The following is a 21,064-nucleotide window of genomic DNA, read 5'->3' on the forward strand; positions in this document are numbered from 1 at the left end:
GGTTGCCGTGGATGCGTCGGCGGGTGACGCTACCGGGCCAGCGCGGCCCACAACATCGAAAGCGGATGGCTGCTGTCCCGCGCGGCGTCGTCGCGCCGCCGAAACGCTCCGGCCAGGATCTGCATCCGCACGGGCGTGTCGTTGACGACGGGAAGCACGCGCAGACCGCCGCCCGTCGCCATTCGACCGTCTCGGACCATCTCGCCGATCCCGTGCGTGACCAGCATGCAGCCACGCACGGGCAGTTCGGAGCAAAGGAGTTCCAGTCCGTAGGTGACCGCGTCTATGTGGGCTGCGATGTTCAGATGCCGGCGGTAGTCCCCGCCGAACCACCCGCGCAGACAGTCCGCGATCAGACCGTGATCCGGCACCACGAGTGGCAGTTCGCGCAAAGCGCTGCTCTTCACGTCCGGCCCGGGCAGCAGTCGTGTCGAGAGATTGGTGAGAACGGACGGACTTGTCCGCGAGAACTCCCTCACCTCACAATCGGCGGGTGCCCCATCGCCTTCGAGCAGGGCGATACTGCCGCAGACGAGATCCAGCTCCTTGCTCCGGAGCTTCGGCAGGACGTCCCTGCTGCGGACATGCTCGACCCTGAGTTCCACATCCCGCCGTCGGAACTCGTCAGCGACGACTGCGCCGACCGAGGTCAGCGCCCCGAGTGTGAAGCGAGTAGTTCCCACCACCACCAATCCGCCGACCCGATCGCGGCACATCCGGATCCGATCGAGCCAATTCTCCAGGGTGTCGCGGGCGGCCTCGACCAGCGCCTCCCCCGTACCGGTGAAAACCACGTCCTTGCCGCGCCCCTGTTTGAGCACCAGCGGCTCGCCGCACAAAGCACCGAGATTGCGATTCAGAGTGTCGATCTGTTTCTGCACACTCGACTGGTCACGCTCCAGAAGTCGTGCCGCACCAAGTGCACTTCCGGTATCGCGCACCGCGATCAGGGTTCTGAGTTGATCCATTGTCGTATCCATGAGTGGGGCAGGTCCCTGTACTGAATCGGATGCGAACATGCCTATCCTTGCGCAAGGTTCGGATCCGGCGGTGTTCGCGTCCGACAACCGCGCGCTTTTCGGACGATGCATGGATCACGAAGTAGCATGCCACACCGACCTTTCACTTTCCCGAGCCATGGTGTTCGACACCACACTCACCTCGGCAGCGCTCCGGGCCGCTCGTCGCCTCGCGGCAAGCCAATTGTCCCCGTGGCGATTGATGCCCTCAACTCCTTGCGTTGTCGGTGGGTTGGGTCTTCACGTGTTGTGTACCGTCCACGGCGCGACGCGGCCGGGTGTCCCGCGGCCGAGGCACCGATCGCGAAGGCCACCAAAGGCATATCCGCGGTTCTCGTGTCGTGGGACAACGAATCGAGTCGAGCCGGGTCGGGCGATGCGGGGGTTGTGCGCCGGGCGCGCAAGGGCGAAGTAGCAGGTGTGTTCGGCGACCCGGTCAGCCGACCCTACGGCTCCGACCACACTAGCGATCATCGCGCCCGCTCGGCTTGTCCGTGCCCGACCGTCTCCCGTGAGGGCGTCGGCGGCCCTCACATGTCAGCGTGCGAACGCCAGGGGCGATTGCGCGGGGCCTCGGCACGGAAGGCTGGGCACGGCGCAACGGCACGAACCCGTGGGGAGGCGATGAGCTGGGACGGTGCGAGTGCGGCTCGCCTCGCTCCTGCACGAGAGCGCCCACGCTCTCCACCTCGCGCGGTTCATCCGCGCCCGGGCAGCGGGTGAACGTGCCGGGCACGATTGCAGCGCGAGCGGGTGCACACAACATGGTCTTCCGCAGGACGGCGGAGGAACTGGGCCTGATCCCGGAGGAGGTGAACGCCGTCTTCAAGGAGAAGCACGGGTTCTCCGAAATGGTGCTGACGCCCGAGACCTCCACCGCGACGGTAGGGCGGGCGACTTCGAGCCCGAGACCTCCTGTGGATCGAGTTTCATCGCCCCGACGGCGGTCTACGCATCCGATACGCGTGGACCACCGATGCTCACCGCTCGGCGACCGCATCGACACCCTCGCCATGGCCGCCGGCCTGGACGCGGCGGACTGGCTGCACATCGCTTGCCGGCAGGAGCGGATCAGCAACCGAGGTCGCGATTCCCCAGGACACCTCCTCCTACCGCTGCGACCGCCTGGTCGACGATGTCGAGGCGCTGCGCGCGCGCCTCGGCCTTCCACGGATAGACCTGCTCGGCCACTCCGCCGGCACGAACATTGCGACGCAATACGCGGCCCGGCACCCAAAGAAGGTCAGCAAGCTCGCCCTCATCGGCCTCAGTCCCCGAGCTGCCGACATAGCGATCACGGGAGAGGCTCGGCGCGAGCTCGCGCAGCTCCGGAAGAACGAGCCGTGGTTCCCGACAGCGTTCGCCGCCCTGTCACGGATCCCGCGATGGTCGAGGTCGACTGGATCCCTCCGTCATGGCGCGGCCGAGGGCTCTCCCACTGATCCAGGCACTGGCGGAAGGCAATCGTCGGATGGGGTGGTTCGCCATCTGGCTACATGCCCGCCAAGACGCGCGATGTTCACGGCTCGGGATGCCGTGCGCCGCTGCGCCGCCTGCCCGGTGCGGCGCCGGTTCAGATCCGGGGCGGGCGGACCGTGCGGCGGGTGCTCTGGGTGCTACTGGCGGCGCGGCTGAAAGGGGTGGCCGGCGGAAGGCCCAGAGCGCGAGCCTGTTCGGGGGCGTGTAGGCGGGCGAGCGTGAACGAGCTTGTGGGCGTGGTGTTTTCGAGGCCTGCGTCGCCGGCGGCCGAGGAGGTTGTGGACGACGGCGAGGTCATCCGCGTGCGGCCCGAACGCCTGGCGGCGCGGTCGATTGCCCGGTTGGCGGTGATCGGACCGGTCGGGTGCATGCCTTCCAGGACCGCACGGTGACGGACGTGCCCGTCGACGCCCGCAGGGTCGCGGTTCTGGCGCGCCGCCGCCTCGGCTGCCCCGCATCCACCTATCCCCACGTCACCTTTCGTAAACAGGTCCATGGTGTGCTGGACCGCTACCAGCGAAGGACGGCACGGCTGCTCGTCGACGACGACTGGTTCGATCAAGCCTTCGCCTACACGACCGTTCGCGTCCTTGGCGTGGTCGCCCCGCTCACCCGCCGGCGCGATCGCAAACGCTCTCACTCGGCCGTTGGTTACCGTCCTCCACGCGAAGTACACGCCGAGTTTGAAGAGTTGCGACTGGCCGCATGAACTGACAGCCGGCCCCTGTCCGAAGAACGCGAGGCCCCTCACCCTTCACGCCCCGAGCCTCGTTCCCAGGACAAGACGGCGCACTTCCTCCGATCGTGGCCGGACGTGTCACTCCGCGCCCGTCGACCACCGTCCGGATCCGCCGCTGCGACTACCCGGCAAATGAAGCAAACGGCGGCGCAACCCGGCAAAAGGGGACGGCCACCGGGCCGGCAGCGGATCGACCCCGTCGTGCCGCACCCAGGCGTTGTCGCCATCGGTGCCGAAGACCTCGCCGACCACATGAGGGGGTTGTCCCCACCTCGTTCCGGGCGGCCGCACCATGCCGGAGGAACACCCCTCGGCGGTTGACTCGTCACATGCCAAACCGCAGATACGCCGACCACGTCGGCAGCTTCGTGACTCTTGTGCTCGGCGTCGCGATCATCACGATGATGCTGCTGACCCTCGCCTCGTCGGCGACCGCCCACGGCGTCGGAGACGACAACGACGCGCTCGTCACCACGACGGCGCTGGCCGGCACCGCGGTCGCCACGGCCACCTTTGCCGCCGTGTTCGTCGTCGCGTCGACGTTCGCCTTCGCGGTCGCCCGGCAACGCCGTGAACTCGCGCTCCTGCGCAGTGTCGGCGCGACGCCCCGCCAGGTACGCGGCATGGTGCTGCGCGAAGCGCTCGTCGTGTCCGTCCCGGCCGGGCTGCTCGGCTGCCTGCTGGGCCGGCTGACCGCGCCGCCGATGATCGGGTGGCTGGGCGACCACGGGCTCGCCCCGGCCTGGCTGACGATGCGTCATACCTTGTGGCCGCTGTACACCGCGTTCGGCGTCGGCGTCGTCGTGGCACTGGGCGGGGCGGCGGTCGCGGCACGACAGGCGGCGCGGGTACGTCCCGTCGAAGCGCTGCGACACGTCACGCTGGACAGTGCGGAGGCTTCGCGCACCCGACTCGTCGTGGGCGCGGTTCTCGTCGTCGCCGCCGTCGGATACCTGCTGGCGACCGCCGTTTGGACGCCCGACGAGGCAATCCACCGCAAGCACCGCACGCTCGCGCCGATGCTGGTCATCCCCGGCGTCGCGCTGCTGGCCCCGGCCCTGGTCGGCCCTCCGCTGCGGGCGTTCGGCCGGCTGACCCGTGGCCGCGAGCCGGTCGCCCTCGAAGTGGCGCGCTCCGGTGTCCTCGCGTCGCCTCGTCGTACCGCCGCGACCGTCGCGCCCGTGCTCATGACGGTCGCCCTGTCCGCGTCGCTGCTGGGCGGCACGGACACGGTCGAGGCCGCGAAGGTCCGCGACGCCGAGCAACGCCTGACCGCCGAATACGTCGTCGACGGCATCGGGGCCGCGGCCGAACTGCGCGCGGTGCCGGGCGTGGACGTGGCGACCCCCGTCGCCACTCGGATCAAGCTGTCCCCCGCCGCGTCGATCTGGATCGAACTCGACGCACTCGCCGTCGACTCGCGCGAGATACGCGAGGTCATGGACCTGCCGGTCATCGCCGGGTCGCTGAACGACCTCACCGACGACACGATCGTGGTGCCGGACGACTGGGAGCAGCAGACCATCGGGGCGCGCATTCCGGTGCGGATGCCGGATGGTACACAGCGCGAACTGCGCATCGCGGCGGTTGTCAAGCAGGGCACCGGTGGCACCCCGGCTCTGGTGACTGCCCCTCACGCTCCGCCCGGCGCGAAGGCGGACACCCTCGTCAACGTGCGCACGGGCGCTGACGGCGCGGCCGTGGAGCGCGCCGTTCGCGCCATCGCCGCGCGTCACGTTGCCGTGGTGCGGACCGACGCGGAGTGGGCAGAGGCGACCCAAGGCGGCGCGTCGGACGAGCGCAAACGCCTCGCCGTCTACTTCGTGCTCGGCATCGCCGTGCTGTATGCGGGCGTCGCGATCGCCAACACCATGGCGATGTCGACCGCCGACCAGGCCCCGGTGTGGCGCGCACTGCGATTGACCGGCGCAACGCGGGCCCAGGTGCTGCGTACCGCCGCCGTGGAGGCCGCGCTGATGGTTTGCCTGGGCGTACTGCTCGCCGCGCTGGCCACCGCCGCCACGCTGGTTCCGCTGTGGACCGCGGTCGCGCTGCTGATCGGGCCGGGGGCACTTGTGCTGCCGTGGGGCGCGGTCGGGCTGACCGTGGCCGCGTGCGCCGCGATCGCTCTGCCGGCCGCGCTGCTGTCGGTACGGCGGACCACCGGGCCGACCATGTGATCGACAGGACGGAACGATCGCGGACTCGACGACGCCTCCTGGGTCTGAGCCACATCGAAGACCTGACCTGACCTGGCCTGGCCTGGGCTGGCCTGGGCTGGCCTGGGCTGGCCTGGGCTGGCCTGGCCTGATCTGGCCCGGCTGGCACCCCTGTTCCCCCGCTGTCGAACTTCCCGCCGTGATCCTCGTTCGCAGCGACGACCAGCTCAGGATGCGGCGGGGCGACGCCTCCACCGCGGCTCTGCGGCCGAACTCACCCGACGTGGACCTGTCCGTCGCGAGCCTGGGGCTCCGTCCGGTCGGATCCGCCGGACGCGCCCAATGCGTCGATGACTGCCTCGGTCGCTCAGCGCGTGGGCGCCGGCCTCCGGCCAGAGGGCGACCGGAGGTGACCAAGCCCGCCGGGCGTGCGATGCGCCTCGCGAGGGGCTTGGCGTAACCATGTAGTGGTTTGCATTCGGGTGCGGGCGCGTTCCGCTTCGTTCGGCGAGCGCCCCGCATCCCGCCCGCGCAGGCGCGCCGCACGTCAGCCTGGCGCTCTCGACCCGCCGCCCACTCGACGAGTTCGCCGCGCGCATCGCGGAGCATCCGGACGCACACCGCCACCTCGGGGATGCCGCGCCACGACATCACGTGGTACGCGACGTCCACCGCGTTCCAGCCCTGGGACTCGCCGCGCTCCGCGGCCTCCGGTGTGGCGGCGTTCGGATCGGCACCGGTTCGGCACCGGTGGCGAGGAGATAGCGAGCACGTCGGGCACGCGCCGGCAGCGGACGGGCTCGACGAGGAAGTCCAGCGCCAACGGCACCGGGGTCGCGTCCGTGGAGAGCGCGATGCCGGGAGAGGCCGTTCGTCGACGCCGAGCTGTGGACGGGCGGCATCGCCCGCGCGATGCTCGCGCATCCACAGGGCATGAGCGCCGAGGCCTTGGCCGCCGAGACCGGGCCGGGGCCCGGCCAGATCGATCTCGCGGTGCTGTGGAACAACCTCTTACCGCGAGGCCACCATCTCTTGGCGCAACCCGACATCATCGGATCAAACGGTCAATTCCGTGACGAAAAATCTGGAGAAAACGACATCTCCCTACCCTCGCCGCAGGCCAGGCCACCTGGTTGATCAACGCCGGCCCGGACCTGCTCGCCGAGGACACGGCGATGAAGCGCAAGCAGCTACCGGCCCGCTGCCCGCGCCGAGCTGAAGCCGCACCTTGACTGGCGCCTGCAGGAAAACCCACGCGCCACTCTCCCAAGTCCCAGCGGTGAGCCGCGACGGGAAGGCAACATCGCTAGCAATAGTGCTAACGTTATCTACATGTCTAGTGAGACGAGACGAGTTCTCACCACCGAGGCCGAGATCGCGGCGTACTTGCACCGGACGCGCATGGCGATCCTCGACGTCCTGCGCGACGGTGCCGCCACGGCTACGCAGGTCGCCAGAAGGCTCGACGTTCACCCCGCCAACCTCACCCGACACATCCGGATACTGGAAAGTGCCGGCTTGGTGATCCTCGTCGAGAAGCGGGACACAGGTCGGAACCTGGAGAAGTACTACGCGGCGTCGGCCGAGCGTTTCACGGTCGCGCCCGCACCGACCGACCTGACCGCACCACACAAGATCGCGCTGACCTTCGCCCGCAGTGAGTTGTCGGCCGCGCTGGCGCGACTGCCCGACAAGTCGAGTGACCCCATCGTGGCCCTGGCACTCGGCGTTCGTATCACTCCCGGCGACGCGAGCGCGTTCGCCGACGAACTGGTCCGGCTCGGTGAACGCTTCTCGGCGGCCGACCAGGAGGACGGCCGGCCCTATCAACTCGTCCTCGCCGTCTACCCCGGGGAGGACGTCACAACCGACGGGCGGCAGGAGATTCGGCTGCCACCCGCGGAAGACGAGAAGGGGTGACACGCGTGCCACGAGGAACCGACGCACTGGCGCGGGCCGGACGGGCGGTGACACGCCGAGTCGGCATGCGTTCCCGGCCCACCCGCGTCGCGCAGCCGGCCTGGGACGCCTGGCGGGCCGGGAATTTACCGGTCGCCCGCGAACTCGCGGCGAACCTGCTCGCTGCGGGGCATGCCGTGGACGAAGCACGGCACGTGCTCGTTCTCGCCGACTCCGTGCTCGGCAACTACGACGACGCCATCGACACACATCGGATGATCGCCCCTCGCTACGAACGTCTCGATGAACTGAATGAACCGATCCTGTGTGCGCACATCCACCGAGGAGACATCGCGGGCGCCGCGACGTTGGCGGAACAACGGGGTCTTGCACGACGCGGCGCGATCGGAGCACGTTTGCGCCTGGCCGTTGAACGGCCCCTCGGAATCGATATCGACGGCGTCGTCGACGTCCCCTTCACCGACGACCCGCTCACGCCGTTCATGCCCGGTTTCGCCGGGCACCTCAATGACCGACCGACCGTGCTCCGCCTCGACACCGGCGGGTCGTTCGTGCACCTTTCGCGGGAGCTTGCGGCCGCTCACAGGATCGACACGATCGCCTCGGCACGGGAGTTCGCGGCGCTCGGCCGGCACCGGGTCGGCTACGGACTGGCCGATCTGGAGATCGGGACGATCCGTCTGCGCAATGTGCCCGTGGCCGTGCACGAGAAGGGACTTCCGCCGGCCGCGGCCTTCGACGTCCCGCTCGGGCCGATCATCGGCACCAACATCCTGGAGCGCTTCCTGACGACGATCGACGCGCCGAATCGGCGTCTCGTCCTGTCCCGCCGCGGCGACAGCATCGCCCGTGCCCGGCATCTCGCCCGTCTCGGTGCGCCACAGCACGTGGCACCGTTCGGCCTGTGGAGCGATCATCTGATGATCGCCCGTGGTCGCGTCGATGAGATCGGTGATGTCAACCTGTTCGTCGACTCGGGCCTGGTGGCGCTGAACCCCGATCAGGGACAGGTGGCGATGCTCGTACCACGGCGCACTCTCGCCCGGTGGGGAGTCGCCAGGCCGCGGACCGGCCGGTTCGCCGAACTCCCCGGCACGCTTGCCATCGGCACGGCATCGAGGGAGGGAATGACCGCCTACCCCGTAACGGATCGCGTCTGGCGTGACTTCGGCGACTGGGGCGGGATCCGCGTGGATGCGCTGATCTCATGGGGGTACCTCCGCCATTTCACCTGGACGATCGACTTCGAACGCAGGGAGTACCTGTTCGCAGAAGACCAGCCCCGACCGCGATTTCCCGGAACCACAGCCGGATCGCCGCCGGAATGACCGCACCGTGAAGATATCCGCCCCCTTCTCGTACTCCAGCCGTGGAACGCGATCTTCATGTCCGCATGCGGCTTGTCACCGGCAAGGACTGGCTCGTGATCGCGCCTGGTGGCGGCGTCGCCAACAGGACCAACGGAGTTGGTGGGCGGGGCCGTGATCGGGTCGAACAGCGAAGGAGATGAACAGGCGCTTGATCCCGTTGCAGGTGAGCAGGATCAGGTCGTTCGGTGCCGGTCGGTGTGCGTGTTCGTCGGTGCGGAGGACGGCAAGGACGGCAAGGAAGGCATGAGCCTGCATCGCGAGGGTGACCCCCTGGATCTCGCCCGCGCAGTGCACCCGTTCGAGGATCCCGCCGAACCGAAGGTGCGCCTCGACCAGCAACGCGAGCACGCCGGCGAACGATCCGCCCACGACCACCGCGAACAGGTACGCCCGCCGCCACGCCGGGACCGCGAGCGTGGCGACGATCGGCGGCAGCACCAGCCAGAAGGCGTCGCCGGGCCGAACCGCGCGGTGAGGCCGTGGAGCAGAGTGCTGGGGCGTCCCTCCCGACGAAGCACGCGTGCGTCACCGGATCGGCGCGCTTCTCGCCGCACGGTGCAGCGCCGCTGACCCGCCTCGCGGACCGCTCGCGCTGCCGGCGCTTCATCGGCCCGGCGCAACCGGGGATGCGCCCATGTCGGGCCCGGGTGGCAGCGGTCCGGGTCAAGAGCGGCGCCAGGACCCCTCGACCGAGCCTTCCGGCATTCGACTCGCCCGATCGAGCCGCCCATCTGCTGCGGCGGACAGCCAGCGCGCCCACCGCTCGATGAATTCGTACGGGTTGGCGATATCCAGAGGTGTGAACGGCCAGGCCACCTGAACGACGTCCGTCGCCGGTCCAACGGCGCGCGCGGCATCCGGCCCGGGCCCGAGAGGGTAGGGCAGGACAACCGGCTCGCGCGTGGCCAGCAACGGCGCCGGCATGAATGCCGTCTCGAACCAACGGTATTCCCCGGCGGTCTTGGCATCGCAGTACCACAGCGCGTGGCCGCGACCTTGGTGGCCGCGATGGTTGGGGGCGAGCATCTGCACCTGCACGGATGCGTACGCCACGACGTCGATCGGCATTGACGCGCCCCATCCCCACGCCCCGCCGGCCACCTCATACACCGGGGACACGTGCAGCCGCGCACTGCCGAGTTCGAGGATCCGGCCTCCCTCACTCCTGACTGCGGCGGTGGGAGCCACGTTCGTGAGGTCGGCCAGGAACTGCTCGAAGATCCGGGCATGGATGGCCGCTGCCGCGGTGAACAGTTCCTTGCGGCGCTCCGCCTCGGTCTCGCCGGCGGCCGTGACGCGCTGCGCCTCGGCCCGGCGTGCCACCTCGTTGCGGTTCGCCTCCGCGAGGGCAGCGAGCCCTCCGGAAGCCGGCGCCACTCGCGTGAGTCTGTCCAGAACCACGGCGGGTGTGGGGCGTGCCTGAGGAGGCTTGTAGAGGCATTCTTCGACCGCGGCGGCAAGCAGGGGAGAGACCGAGGTGAGTCGCAGCGGGCTCTCCTGCAGGTGCTGACGTCGGTAATCGTGGTGGTGGGGGCCCTGGAAGGGCTTTTGCCCGGTCAGGAGTTCATACCCGATAACACCCAGCGCGTACACGTCCGCGGCGATCGTCGCCCGCTCCGACTTCCAGATCTCGGGCGCCATGTACGGCACGGTGCCGTAGCCCTTCCGGGTGTTCGTTCCGGTGGCGGCCTCGGCGTAGCGAGCCAGTCCGAAGTCCGCCACGCACCAGCGGCCTTGCCAGAGCAGCACGTTCTCGGGTTTCAGGTCGCGGTGCACGACGTCGCCGTGCAGGTCGGTCAGGGCCACGGCGATGTCGCGCAGGATCACTGCGGCCTCGTCCTCGGGCACCGGTCCGCCGACGATGTCCAGGTGGTCGCGCAGCGACTTCTCCGCCCGGGGCATGACGATCACCCAATTGCCGTCGTGCTCACCGCGGTCGAGAATCGGGATGACGTTGCGCACGTTCTCGCCGGAGAACAGCAGTTCGCGATCGGCGCCGGGGTCCTTCGGGAACAGCTTCGCGACCGCCCGGTCGCCCATCGCCGACGTGACCTCGAAGACCTTGCCGAATCCACCGGACCCGAGCGCGGGCCCCGGGCGCCATTCCCTGCCGTCCAGTTTCAGCGTGTTCACCATGCACCCTTCGTCGGCACCCGACCCAGCACGTCCGTCCTCCCGGCATCGTGCCGGCCCGAACACCATGCCAACCACCGCATCCCGGCGATCCTCGGCTCGAAGGCCGGGCAGCGGCACACATCGAGTGGCCCGCTTTCGGATCCAGCCGGGTGGTCCCGGCCTGATACGGCATACTCCGAGGTCGCACACGGAGCAGTCGTCCCGCTGCCGACCGTCAAGGGCATCCGTGTCCGAACCGACGCCGGAACAGGTCGAGTTGTTGTTCTCGGTCGCGAAAGGTGTCGGAGATCCGGTCTCGATCGAGGATCCGATCGAGCGGACGCGCGCATACGCGAGGCGGTCGGGTCTGTCAGGCGACGAGACCGCGGCCGTCCTGACACGGGTCGCCGACGGGGTGTTCCCCACGCTTCCGCAAACGCTACGAGGCGGATACAACGACAACACGGTGGTGTCGACTGCGGGAAACGACGTCGTGGTGCGCAAGTCGTTGCAGCAACCGGAGGCGGGCGAGGTCACGGGTTGGGAGCCCGCGTGGATGACCACCTGGCCCGAGGCCGAGACAGCGGCCGTGCTGGGACCGCAGTTACGTGAGATCGACGAGCGGGCGACGGCGCGCGCCGTCGAGCGGGGTCTGTCGCCGTCGCATGTGGTGGTCCCGGAGTTGTTGCAGGCCTCGCCGCGCGGGCAGATCCACCGCTGGTTCGCCGGGAGGCGCCGCGACATGCGCGATCCCGGGCAGCGGCTCGACTTCACGCACCGGAGCGACCAGGACGGCTTCCGCAGCGAACTCGCCTACTCCTAAATGCCGTTCGTGATGGCGTTGCAGCCGCGCCACGGGATTCGGGCCGGGGGCGACCAGGCCAATGCCCCGGCCGACGCCGCCCGCGTCCTGGCCTGGCGCGGCCCGCGGAGTCCCGGCGACCGGCACGCGGTGCCCTGAACCTTCCGCGACGGCCACACCGAGACGGGGTGAGCCACCGACGCGACCCTGGGGCGGTGGGGACCGGACGGGACGACCCGACTGTTGGTGGCCACAGCCGACCCGGAGACGCTGCAGGCCAAGGCCACCTGGTACCTCGCCACCAACCTGTCCCGCCCGGGAGGGCCACGCGAGGACGAGAGCCGGCACCCGGCGGCCGACCTCGCCCGGCACGGCGCCCCGGAACGACCCGACCTCTACCAGGGGCCAAGCCCCAGGTCCCACCGCGCACAGGCCACCCGGCCTGGGCGGCGATCTCGGCACAGAGGTGGACGGCTGACCGTGGCACTGGGGCTGAGACCCTCCCACTCCCCGGAATCAGCCGGGTGATCAGAAGCAACGGTGGAACTGGTCAGGCCAGACGATCCGCCACGACTCGCGAGAACACCAGGTCGCAGTGTGTGGCGACGGTCCCATGATGGCGAACCGGGAGCGTGGGGCGGCGCAATGCCCCGGGGTAGTCGTCGGCGCGGTAGCTGTTCGGCATGACGTACGTGACGAACCCTTCCCGCGTCATGGTCTCCAGCAGTTCCGTGATCGTGTCACCCAGTATCAGCATGCGGTCGGGGGTGACCTCGACCGCGATCTCGACGTCCTGTCGCAGTCTCGGGAGCAGCGGGGCCATGCCCCGGACCCCGGCCCCCTCGGCGCCCTCGACGTCGATCTTGATGACGCGGGCGCGGGCGACCTCGTCGGTGCCGAGGATGTCGGGAAGCGCCAAAGCCCGCACGCTGTGCGCGGCTTCGACGGGTCCGTCGTACGGCACGATGCTGTTCGCCCCCACGTTCGTCGAGCTGGCGAGCGTGAGCACGACGTCGTGGCTGTGGTCGGATACGGCGCAGTTCACCGTTCGGACGTTCTCGATGCGGTTCTCGGCCACGTGGCGCCGGCACAGGCGGTACGTGTCGGGAGAGGCTTCCACTGCCACGACCCCGCCCCGCGGGCCGACGAGCGGGGCGGCGAGGAGAGTGAAGTAGCCGATATTGGCTCCGATGTCGACGAACACGTCGCCGGGTCGCAGTCGCCCTCTCAACCAGGAGGTCATATGCGGTTCCCAGGTTCCGAACATGTGCACGTACCGCTGGATGAGATCCTGGGTGTCCGCGTGCACCCGGGCACCGAAACGCGTTGTGGTGACGACACTTTTCGGGCGATCCCGCAGCACGCGGTTGACTTGCCGGGCCAGAGCCCGCTTCGCGACGACGTCGGGGGCGTACCGGAGGACGGCGCGTCGCAGCGTACTCATCTCACCTCGGTCGTATGGGTCGCACCAACTGCCGGCGCCTGGCGGAGCCATGGATGCCTCGGCAGGACGAGGCGCGGACAGCTCATGGTCACCTTCCCGCGCCAGGGGCGCTCGTAAAAACACGTCGCCTCGGCGAGAAGGCGTCTGTGGTGGCATGTTCGTCCATGCAGTCGCCTGTGGTGGTCGGTAGCTCTGCCTCTGCACTGTCGAGGGCAGGATCTGCGACGTTCCCCTGTGTTCGTGCCCTCTGTCGGCCGCGACGGAACGCACGGGGGCGACTGTTCGCATTCCATGGCGACAGCGCTGGTTGACAACTCCTGACGAGTATCGAGTTCGGTGTGACTACGGAAACCAAGGCGTGCGGAAGAAGAAGGGCTCTCGGTCCGCCGACGCGTGGTGGGCTCGGTCGGCCACCAGGGCTGCGGCGGCACGGGGCCGTCGGGGGCGAGCCACCCGGCCGCTGCGGTCGTGCCCCCACGGCAGCGGTGCGGGGCAGCAGGAGCCTGGATCCGGACTCCAGGGTGGTGGCCGGCAGGCTCAGCGCCCGCAGGTAGGTGCGGGCGGCGGCTTTGTTCGCGTTCGGGATCAGCAGCTTCGTCGGCGGTCGGATTCCGGTGAGCGCGGAGTTGCCTTGGGTCCGTCATCCGTTGTCTTCCGAAGACGGCGGTCTCGTGGTCGGGTTCCGGCCAGTGCCGTGCCCAAGGCGGTGGGCGCGTAGTAGACCGTGCGGCCCACCCGGTAGCGAGTAACCAGATCCGCGTCACGGAGCGCGGTGAGGTGCCCGGAGACGGTGCCGGGGCTCAAGCCGAGGTTTCGGGCCAGGGTGCCGGTCGAAACGGGCTTGTACAGACTGGTCAGCACCCTGGCGCGGGTACGTCCGATGAGACGCTGGAGACTCGGCGAGGCCGCGGGGTGGGGTGAGGAATGCCAGAGGTCCCCCACTCCACGCGCGGGGTAGATCAGGGTGGGTTGCCACGGTGCTTCGACCACCACGGTGAGCGCCGGCCATACGAAGGCGCTCGGTAGTAGCAGGAGCCCTTGCCCGTTGAGGGGGTGCCGGGACTGGTGGGGAGCCGCGATGTGGAGTGCGCCGAGTTCGTGCCAGGTGATGGTGGGGTGCAACTCGGTGAGCATGCGATGGAGTCCGCTCTCGGCCGAGTGACGGGACCTGACGGCGATGTCGGCATCGAGCAAATCCCGAAGCCGGGGCCATTGCGGGGCGATGAGCCAGTTCCAGCAGGCACGGATCAGGGTGACGAGCCGAGCGAGGGTGCGGGCGGGGTCGGCCAGGAGACGGTCGGCGACCTCGGGGAGTGGAGGCGTCCTCCTTTCGGACCCGTGGAGGCATCGGTGGAGTTCCTCCCTCACATGGGTGGGCGGGGTGTCTGCGACCCGGGCCAGTTCGTCCTCGATCCTGGAGAGCGGGCCGGTCGGGGGCGGGGTCAGGAAGTCCGGTGTGTACCCGGTGCGCGGGAGGAGGGCCAGGAGCGGGGAGAGTTGCCTCTCGTCGAGTTCGGGGCGGAGATTCCTCAGCCAGGGCAGGTGGTAGGCCTGGCGATTGGGATCGGCGAGAGTCCGTACGGCGGCCACGGTCTCCCAGAGCGGGGAGAGTGCGAAGCGGCATTTCAGCAGGTCCGCTGTCTCCACGAGCAACTGCAGCGCCATGACCGCACCTTGTCTCTCACGGCCGGCAACAGGCCCATGGATTCGGATATTTCCAAATACCTTGAACCGCGGTCGGGATGGTCTGGATGCTGCGTTCCATGTCTCGACACAGCTCAAGCGTCCCTCGGCAAAGCGACTCCGCCGCCCCTTCCGCTTCCACCGCGCCTGCGACGTACCGTACGGTCCTGGCCGTACGCGAGTTCCGCATGATCTTCCTCGCACAGATCATCGCGACTCTGGGCAATGTCGTCGCACAGATCACGCTCTCGATCATGGTGTACCAGCGGACGCAGTCGCCGCTGCTGTCCTCGCTGACATTCGCGCTGGGCTTCGCTCCCTATGTCTTCGGAGCAACGTTGCTGTCTGCCGTGGCCGACCGGCATCCCGCTCGTGACGTCATGGTGGCCTGCCAGGCGGTCGGTTGCGTAACGGTCGGGATCATGGCCTTACCCGGTATCCCCATTCCCGTCCTGCTCGCTCTGCTACTGGTGCTCGGCACCGTCGCCCCGGTGTTCCAAGGGGCCCGTGCGGCGAGCCTGCCGGACCTGCTTTCGGACTCGGGGTACGCGCTCGGCCGGTCCCTGCTGCGTCTCGTCTCCCAGAGCACCCAGATCATCGGGTTCGCGGTCGGTGGGCTGCTGCTCCTCGTGATGACCTCCTCGCAGGCCCTGTTCGCGGCGGCGGCGGGATTCGGCCTGGCGGTCCTGCTCCTCCGGTTCGGGACCCGCCATCGGCCGGCCCGCCGGCAGGCAGGCGGTACTCAAGCTTCGGTGGCCCGTGCGTCCCTGTCGGGCGTACGGCAGCTGCCGACTGTCCCCGGCCTCCGTCCGCTGCTGTTGCTGACCTGGCTGCCGCCGGCCTTCGCCGTCGCCCCCGAGGCTCTGGCCTCTCCGTACGCGGACGAACTCGGCGGCGGCCCGGCTGCCGTGGGGCTGCTGTTGTGCGCCGCACCGGCGGGCTCGGTGGTCGGCGAGTTGCTGGCCGGCATCCTGCTCACCGCGCGGACCCGGGTCCGGATGGTGCTGCCGACCGCCGTGCTGATGTTCCTCCCGCTGCTCGGGTTCGCGTTCCGCCCCGGCCTGTGGACATCGGTGGCTCTGCTGACGGTGTGCGGCCTCGGCTTCACCTACGCCATGGGGCTGGATCAGCGGGTCCTCGACGTGACCCCCGAGGAACTGCGAGGACGGGCGCTGACCATCACGCTGGCGGGTCTGATGGTCACCCAGGGGCTGGGGTTCGCCGCGGCCGGCGCGGTGGCGGAACTCCTGCCGCCCCACATCGTCATCGTGATCGTGGGCTCCCTCGGCCTGCTGACCCTGGCGGGGTGCGGGGCGTCGATGCGTCCTGGCAAGGACGGGCCGGTATCCCGGCCGCCTGCGGAGGATCGGGCCGCGTAGGCGGAGGCGGGGCTCGCTGGGAAGGCGTGTCGGGCGGAACTCCTCCACCGTTCCGGCGTCGGCGCTGTCAGCGGGGCAGCGGCTTGAGCGCGGCCCATTCCCGGTCTTGGTCGAGCCATCGGGTGAGGGCGAAGCCGGCCGTCCCGACCGCTTCCTCGAACTCTCGATCGGAGTAGACGACGTCCGTCCACGCATGAGTCCATGTGGTGTCTCCGTGGCGGCATTCCTGCGCCGCGTACAGCACACCGGATTCGAGACGGGCCTCGGTGATGGTCACGACCATCCGGTCGGACCGCACGGTGTGCCCCGCTTTCAGGCCGCCGGCCCAGGCGGGCGAGGTGCGCTGGACGAGGACAAGTCCGTCGTCCGTCACGTGACGGTGGCACGTCTCGAGGAAGGCATCCCGCTGGCCGGGGATGATCGTGTTCACCAGATAGCCGGCGAGCACCACGGCGGGAAAGCGCTCGGGCAGGGCCAGCACCTCGATATCCGCGTGGACTCGCTTTCCGGTGCGAACGTGACGCAGCATTTCGGCGCTCTGATCAACCGCGACCACGTGATGGCCGAGCGCGGTCAGCTCGTGGGTGATCCTGCCCGCACCGCATCCGAGTTCGAGAATGGGCGCGGCGGGAGGCACCGCCCCGTGGATGATCTCCGGTTCGCGGCCCGCCGGGAAGGACATGTAGAGGCCGACGGGGCTTCCGTCCGGAGCAATGGGGCCGCCGTCGGATGCGGTGCCTCGTCCCAGGGGACTCATGCGGGCATTCCGCTCACCGGGAGTTCCTGGAGCCCGCGTAAGGTGGCGTGTCGCCAATGGACGGGTTCGCCGGCCAGTCGCAGGTCGGGAGCGTGCCGAAGCAGTGCGGTCAGCGCCACGGCACAGGTGAGCCGGGCCAGCGACGCACCGGTACACGCATGCGCACCCCACCCGAATCCCAGGTTGTGGTTCGGTGTTCGCTCGAAGTCCAGCACATCGGGGTTCGGGAACTGTCGCGGATCCCGATTTGCCGCGGCGATCAACACGATGACGTCGCTCCCACGACGGAGCAGCCGGCCGCCGAGTTCGTAGTCGGAGGCACATACACGGGCAACTGCCTGCACAGGGCCGGAATGGCGCAGCAGTTCCTTGATCGCTGCATCGCTCACCCCGGCGGTGAGGAGTTCCCGCCACTTGTCCGGAGTCCGCAGCAGGGAGAGCACGGAGGCTGCGACAAACCTGCTCGTGGGGGCGTATCCGGCGTGAAGCGTGGCACGCAGCGTGTTCAGGACCATGTCTCGGGAGATCGCCGAGGCGGATTCCGCACGCAGGAGATTGCCCAGCAGTCCATTCCGCGGCTTCTGATCGAGCCAGCCGCGGATCACGGTGCTGAGGCTGTCACGGGCCAGAGTGCCCGGAGCAGCGGCCTCCGGGGTGAGACCCGAGTCCATGGCCGCGACGATGGCCTCCGACCAGGCGACTATGTTCTTCTCGTCGGGGTCCGGAACGCCGAAGAGGTCGGCCACGGCCGCGAAAGCCAGCGGCGCGGTGAAGTCCGTGACCAGTTCGAATCCGCTCTGGTCCGACAGCGCGCGCAGTAGCTGATCGGCCCGGTCCTCCAGCCTGGCTCGGATCGCAGAGAAGTCCTGGCGACGGTAGGCGTCCACGAGGACGCGGTGAACGCTGCCGTGTTCGGGCGGGTCCAGGGTCTGGATGCTGAGCAGGTTGTCCGGGACGTCGATACCGGCAGCTCGCAGATCGGAGGAGAATATCTCGGTATGGCGCAGTGCGAGCAGACAGTCCTCGTATCCGCTGACGACCCAGGCGTTGAGCGGCTTGTACCAGTGGATCGGCTCAACGGAGCGCAGGTGATGGTACATGGGATGCGGATCACGGATGGTGGCGTCGTCCAGTGGCCGAAAAAGTTCCATCACTCGCCTTTCTGGCGTGCATGACGGGCAGCTTGCCTGGGAGCGGGTCGCGGTGAACCTTCGTATGAGGGTGCGCGGGCAGCGGGTGCCCCGGAATTGTGATGAAGCACCCGCTGCCTGCTGGGAGATCAGTGGAGGTAGCGCATGATGCCTCCCCTTGTCTCATGGTTCCCGTATGTCCGACGAGCCGATCAGTGCAGGTAGCGCATGGTGAACCTCCTTGTTGTGAGGCCGCCCGGGAGCGACGGTGGGAGGGCGGGCGTGGGTCACCCGGCGAGGAAGGGCACGGGTCTCCCACGCGATCGGAGGGGCGCGCCGGCGGATCATGCGGGCGCACCCGGGAGACGAACTGGGCGACAGTCGCGTCAGGGCAGCGCAAGCACGGCGGTGCGCGTGATGTGTTGACGTCGGCGTCCGCGGCGTGTGTAGAAGACGGCACGGGGGGAGTCGCCGAAGAGGTCCAGGTGAAGCCCGCGCTCCTCGATCCACCCCTGGAAGCGGAAGTCTCCGCCCCCTACGTGGACCAGGGCGATGCTGGGGCCGCCGGCGACCTCGAGTAGGAGAGTCCCCTCGTGCTCGACGACTTGCGCGGGCAGGTCCGGTTCCGTGGATTCGCCGGCCTGATCGTCGAGTCGCAACACGCACGGAGGAACCGGCACCGCACAGCGGAAATCAGCGAGTTCGAACGCTTGCAGAGGAATCTCGGGACGGTGGTACGCCACCTCGCTCATCGGGACACGGCTGTGGAACCGTTCCGGGAAGAGGGAGAGCAGTTCGGGACTGATCGAGCAGTCGATGACGAGGTGGATTCGCACCTGGTCCCCGGTGTTGACGACGCTGTGCGGGCGGCTGAAGTCCCCGTACCACAACGTGCCCGGCTGCCAGCGGTGTTCCACCTTGTCGATCGACAGGACCGCACCCGGGTTCGTGCGGACCGGCACGTGCAGGCGTATGAATCCGTACGGGAGCCCGGTCGGGGTGTCGCGGTGTTCCGGTACCCGGACGCCGGGCGCCAGCGACATCAGGCGAACGCCGCGCAGTTCGGCGGGCAACGATGTGAGGATCTCGGCCAGGTACGGTGCGTGCCCGAGCCATGGGGTGTCCGAGAAGCCTTCGATGCCGGGACCACCTGGATCGGTTCGATCGGGGTCCCCGCCGGGACTGCGCAGTGCGAGGCAACGCCAGTCGATCTCCGTGGAGGAGGTCAACTCGCCCCCGGCCAACACGGATCGCTGGGCGCCCCAGGTATGTGCACTGAGATGGTCTACGTCGCGCTGTAGCTTGTCGGGATCGAAGCTCAACCGCAGTTTCGCGGCTTCGGGTAAGTCTGCGATCGAGTCGAGTGACGCTCTCACGTGTTTCCCTCCCGGTTGCAGCCGGACCCGGTAAGCATTCACCGGCGAACACTCCATACGCAAGTGGGTTCGTACCCTTGAACTTCGACTGGCGTCCTGATAGTTGGGCAGCCCGGCGCAGACCCTGACCGATGTCGCCCAACCTCCGGCCGGCAGCAACTTGTCGGGCACGAACAGGCCCTGCACCAAAGTGACTTCGCGGACGACGATGGTTGTCGTGTTTCTCCTAGGACCGAGGATCGCGTCAGACGAGGATGCCGGTAAGCACGTCGTACCGCGCCTGGCAGGAACTTTCGCATCCTCCATCTCAAGGACGCTCGCATGATCGTGTTCGCCCACCCGAGTGACACTCACATCCACGGCGGTTCGCGCGTCACCGAGCGTCCCCGGGCCGTGATCGGCCATCTCGAGGCGCTGCTCGTCGAGCCGGAGACCCCGGTACCGGGTTCCATCGAGACCATGGCGAGGCCGGCGAGGGCGAGCCGAACCGCCGGGCGCTCCGCGGAACGTCGGGCCGGCGGGTCCGATGGTCGGCGGACCGGTCGGCACTCCGGATCCGGGTCTCGTCGCGGGGATCGGCATGCCGCGGAGTCGCCGCCCGGCTCTCGGCAAGATGGCGATCCCGGATGAGCCGGGGGTTGGCACGGCCCGCACCTGACTTGTGAGATTCCCGTTGTTCGGTGGGGAACAGTTCGGAATACTCCGAAATATAGGGGTCGCCGTGCCCCGGAATCAGCGCCCGACCGAAGCCTGCACCCTGCTTGCCATGATGTGTTCCACGAGAGTGACGATGGCGAGCTTGCCGGACTCGCGGGTGCGCGCGTCACACATCACCACCGGTACATGCGGGTCCAAGTCGAGCGCCTCGCTCACCTGGGCGGTGTCGAAGTCGCAGGTACCGCCGAAGCGGTTGACCGCGACGATGAACGGTGTGCCGCGGTTCTCGAAGTAGTCGACGGCGGGAAAACAGTCTTCGAGCCTTCGAGTATCGGCGAGCACGATCGCACCGAGAGCACCGAGCGCCAACTCGTCCCACATGAACCAGAAGCGGTCCTGCCCGGGTGTCCCGAAGAGGTACAGCACCAACTGCCGGCCGAGCGTGATCCGACCGAAGTCCATGGCAACGGTCGTCGTGGTCTTTCCCTCCACCCCGCTGAGGTCGTCCACGCCCTGACTCTCCTGCGTGATCACCTCCTCGGTGCGGAGCGGGGAGATCTCGCTGACGGCGCCGACCATCGTGGTCTTCCCGGCGCCGAATCCGCCGGCGATCAGGATCTTGACCGCCATCGGGAGATCGCCGGAATCGAGGTACGGGTCAGAGCCTGCGAATTCCATCGAGCACCGCCTGAAGGACGTGGATGTCGGGAGCCTCCGCCAGCGCGATCGGTGCGCGCGTGTGGATGGCTCCCATGTCGAGTAGGTCGCCGAGCAGGACCTTGGCCACCATCACGGGCAGGTCCAAGCGAGCGGCGACCTCGGCAACGGACAGGGGTGTGCCCGTGCACATGCGCAGGACCACAATGTGCTCCGGCTCCAGGCCGGGGCGGGTCGTGTCGGGGTTCGCGGCGATGATCAGGGTGATCAGGTTGAACTCGTCCCGATTCGGACGGGTCCGGCCGCCGGTTCTGGCGAACGAGCGTACGATGGGGCCGGCGTCGCCGTCCCACCACACGTCTTCCGGTTCGGACATGT

The 21,064-nt window shown here is 68.7% G+C and carries 16 protein-coding genes and 2 pseudogenes; 8 read left to right on the top strand and 10 right to left on the bottom strand.

What is annotated here, in order from left to right; genetic code table 11:
• Positions 1-29: 29 nt before the first annotated feature.
• A complete protein-coding gene (locus tag ACWCPW_RS14205) occupies positions 30-968 on the bottom strand; it encodes a LysR family transcriptional regulator (protein ID WP_449761799.1) in 939 nt (312 codons plus the stop codon).
• 1,197 nt (positions 969-2,165) lie between these two features.
• On the opposite strand from ACWCPW_RS14205, the gene ACWCPW_RS14210 reads away from it, so the two are divergent.
• The 6 genes from ACWCPW_RS14210 to ACWCPW_RS14235 all read left to right on the top strand — a co-directional run bounded on the left by ACWCPW_RS14210 (position 2,166) and on the right by ACWCPW_RS14235 (position 8,644).
• Positions 2,166-2,654 (top strand): alpha/beta fold hydrolase, encoded by a 489-nt coding sequence (locus tag ACWCPW_RS14210; RefSeq protein WP_449761993.1) that lies wholly within the window; start codon positions 2,166-2,168, stop codon positions 2,652-2,654.
• Between the two features lie 208 nt (positions 2,655-2,862).
• Complete coding sequence (locus tag ACWCPW_RS14215) at positions 2,863-3,207, top strand: hypothetical protein (RefSeq protein ID WP_449761800.1); 345 nt, start codon at positions 2,863-2,865, stop codon at positions 3,205-3,207.
• A 359-nt stretch (positions 3,208-3,566) separates the two neighbouring features.
• The gene (locus ACWCPW_RS14220; protein ID WP_449761801.1) at positions 3,567-5,417 is read left to right on the top strand and encodes an FtsX-like permease family protein; all 1,851 of its coding nucleotides are present in this window, start codon (positions 3,567-3,569) and stop codon (positions 5,415-5,417) included.
• 912 nt (positions 5,418-6,329) lie between these two features.
• Complete coding sequence (locus tag ACWCPW_RS14225) at positions 6,330-6,533, top strand: hypothetical protein (RefSeq protein ID WP_449761802.1); 204 nt, start codon at positions 6,330-6,332, stop codon at positions 6,531-6,533.
• A 195-nt stretch (positions 6,534-6,728) separates the two neighbouring features.
• A complete protein-coding gene (locus tag ACWCPW_RS14230) occupies positions 6,729-7,316 on the top strand; it encodes an ArsR/SmtB family transcription factor (RefSeq protein ID WP_449761803.1) in 588 nt (195 codons plus the stop codon).
• 65 nt (positions 7,317-7,381) lie between these two features.
• Positions 7,382-8,644 carry an aspartyl protease family protein gene (locus ACWCPW_RS14235; RefSeq protein ID WP_449761804.1) on the top strand — a complete coding sequence of 421 codons (1,263 nt, stop codon included), beginning with the start codon at positions 7,382-7,384 and terminating at the stop codon, positions 8,642-8,644.
• A 75-nt stretch (positions 8,645-8,719) separates the two neighbouring features.
• Here ACWCPW_RS14235 and ACWCPW_RS14240 read toward each other — a convergent pair.
• Together ACWCPW_RS14240 and ACWCPW_RS14245 are read right to left on the bottom strand one after the other, a co-directional pair.
• Positions 8,720-8,953: pseudogene (locus tag ACWCPW_RS14240) on the bottom strand (IS701 family transposase); the annotation flags it as partial.
• A 396-nt stretch (positions 8,954-9,349) separates the two neighbouring features.
• Complete coding sequence (locus ACWCPW_RS14245) at positions 9,350-10,822, bottom strand: serine/threonine-protein kinase (RefSeq protein WP_449761805.1); 1,473 nt, start codon at positions 10,820-10,822, stop codon at positions 9,350-9,352.
• A 763-nt stretch (positions 10,823-11,585) separates the two neighbouring features.
• Here ACWCPW_RS14245 and ACWCPW_RS14250 point away from each other — a divergent pair.
• A pseudogene (locus ACWCPW_RS14250) lies at positions 11,586-11,966 on the top strand (IS701 family transposase); the annotation flags it as partial.
• 187 nt (positions 11,967-12,153) lie between these two features.
• Here ACWCPW_RS14250 and ACWCPW_RS14255 read toward each other — a convergent pair.
• Together ACWCPW_RS14255 and ACWCPW_RS14260 are read right to left on the bottom strand one after the other, a co-directional pair.
• Complete coding sequence (locus ACWCPW_RS14255) at positions 12,154-13,047, bottom strand: FkbM family methyltransferase (RefSeq protein WP_449761806.1); 894 nt, start codon at positions 13,045-13,047, stop codon at positions 12,154-12,156.
• A gap of 585 nt (positions 13,048-13,632) precedes the next feature.
• Positions 13,633-14,712, bottom strand: a complete 1,080-nt coding sequence (locus ACWCPW_RS14260; protein ID WP_449761807.1) for a DUF5937 family protein — start codon at positions 14,710-14,712, stop codon at positions 13,633-13,635.
• Between the two features lie 98 nt (positions 14,713-14,810).
• Between ACWCPW_RS14260 and ACWCPW_RS14265 the strand changes: the two genes are divergently transcribed.
• On the top strand, positions 14,811-16,109 hold the full coding sequence (locus ACWCPW_RS14265) for an MFS transporter (RefSeq protein WP_449761808.1): 1,299 nt from the start codon (positions 14,811-14,813) through the stop codon (positions 16,107-16,109).
• A gap of 67 nt (positions 16,110-16,176) precedes the next feature.
• Here the strand turns inward: ACWCPW_RS14265 and ACWCPW_RS14270 are convergent, their stop codons facing one another.
• The 5 genes from ACWCPW_RS14270 to ACWCPW_RS14290 all read right to left on the bottom strand — a co-directional run bounded on the left by ACWCPW_RS14270 (position 16,177) and on the right by ACWCPW_RS14290 (position 21,062).
• Positions 16,177-16,746 carry a class I SAM-dependent methyltransferase gene (locus ACWCPW_RS14270; RefSeq protein WP_449761809.1) on the bottom strand — a complete coding sequence of 190 codons (570 nt, stop codon included), beginning with the start codon at positions 16,744-16,746 and terminating at the stop codon, positions 16,177-16,179.
• A gap of 116 nt (positions 16,747-16,862) precedes the next feature.
• Positions 16,863-18,017 (bottom strand): cytochrome P450, encoded by a 1,155-nt coding sequence (locus ACWCPW_RS14275; protein WP_449761810.1) that lies wholly within the window; start codon positions 18,015-18,017, stop codon positions 16,863-16,865.
• A gap of 365 nt (positions 18,018-18,382) precedes the next feature.
• Positions 18,383-19,711, bottom strand: coding sequence for an aspartyl/asparaginyl beta-hydroxylase domain-containing protein (locus tag ACWCPW_RS14280; protein WP_449761811.1), 1,329 nt, complete (start codon positions 19,709-19,711; stop codon positions 18,383-18,385).
• 393 nt (positions 19,712-20,104) lie between these two features.
• Positions 20,105-20,659 carry a GTP-binding protein gene (locus tag ACWCPW_RS14285; RefSeq protein WP_449761812.1) on the bottom strand — a complete coding sequence of 185 codons (555 nt, stop codon included), beginning with the start codon at positions 20,657-20,659 and terminating at the stop codon, positions 20,105-20,107.
• Positions 20,660-20,687: 28 nt separating this feature from the next.
• Positions 20,688-21,062, bottom strand: coding sequence for a DUF742 domain-containing protein (locus tag ACWCPW_RS14290; RefSeq protein WP_449761813.1), 375 nt, complete (start codon positions 21,060-21,062; stop codon positions 20,688-20,690).
• Between the last annotated feature and the right edge of the window lie 2 nt (positions 21,063-21,064).

The sequence above is a fragment of the Embleya sp. NPDC001921 genome, from assembly GCF_053594475.1.

Excerpts from the sequence above, each read along its gene's own strand:
- ACWCPW_RS14235 (WP_449761804.1), top strand. The coding sequence starts at position 7,382 with ATGCGTTCCCGGCCCACCCGCGTCGCGCAGCCGGCCTGGGACGCCTGG.
- ACWCPW_RS14255 (WP_449761806.1), bottom strand. The coding sequence starts at position 13,047 with ATGAGTACGCTGCGACGCGCCGTCCTCCGGTACGCCCCCGACGTCGTC.
- ACWCPW_RS14260 (WP_449761807.1), bottom strand. The coding sequence starts at position 14,712 with ATGGCGCTGCAGTTGCTCGTGGAGACAGCGGACCTGCTGAAATGCCGC.
- ACWCPW_RS14285 (WP_449761812.1), bottom strand. The coding sequence starts at position 20,659 with ATGGCGGTCAAGATCCTGATCGCCGGCGGATTCGGCGCCGGGAAGACC.
- ACWCPW_RS14290 (WP_449761813.1), bottom strand. The coding sequence starts at position 21,062 with ATGTCCGAACCGGAAGACGTGTGGTGGGACGGCGACGCCGGCCCCATC.
- ACWCPW_RS14245 (WP_449761805.1), bottom strand. The coding sequence starts at position 10,822 with ATGGTGAACACGCTGAAACTGGACGGCAGGGAATGGCGCCCGGGGCCC.
- ACWCPW_RS14225 (WP_449761802.1), top strand. The coding sequence starts at position 6,330 with ATGAGCGCCGAGGCCTTGGCCGCCGAGACCGGGCCGGGGCCCGGCCAG.
- ACWCPW_RS14205 (WP_449761799.1), bottom strand. The coding sequence starts at position 968 with ATGGATCAACTCAGAACCCTGATCGCGGTGCGCGATACCGGAAGTGCA.
- ACWCPW_RS14265 (WP_449761808.1), top strand. The coding sequence starts at position 14,811 with ATGTCTCGACACAGCTCAAGCGTCCCTCGGCAAAGCGACTCCGCCGCC.
- ACWCPW_RS14220 (WP_449761801.1), top strand. The coding sequence starts at position 3,567 with ATGCCAAACCGCAGATACGCCGACCACGTCGGCAGCTTCGTGACTCTT.
- ACWCPW_RS14275 (WP_449761810.1), bottom strand. The coding sequence starts at position 18,017 with ATGGAACTTTTTCGGCCACTGGACGACGCCACCATCCGTGATCCGCAT.
- ACWCPW_RS14230 (WP_449761803.1), top strand. The coding sequence starts at position 6,729 with ATGTCTAGTGAGACGAGACGAGTTCTCACCACCGAGGCCGAGATCGCG.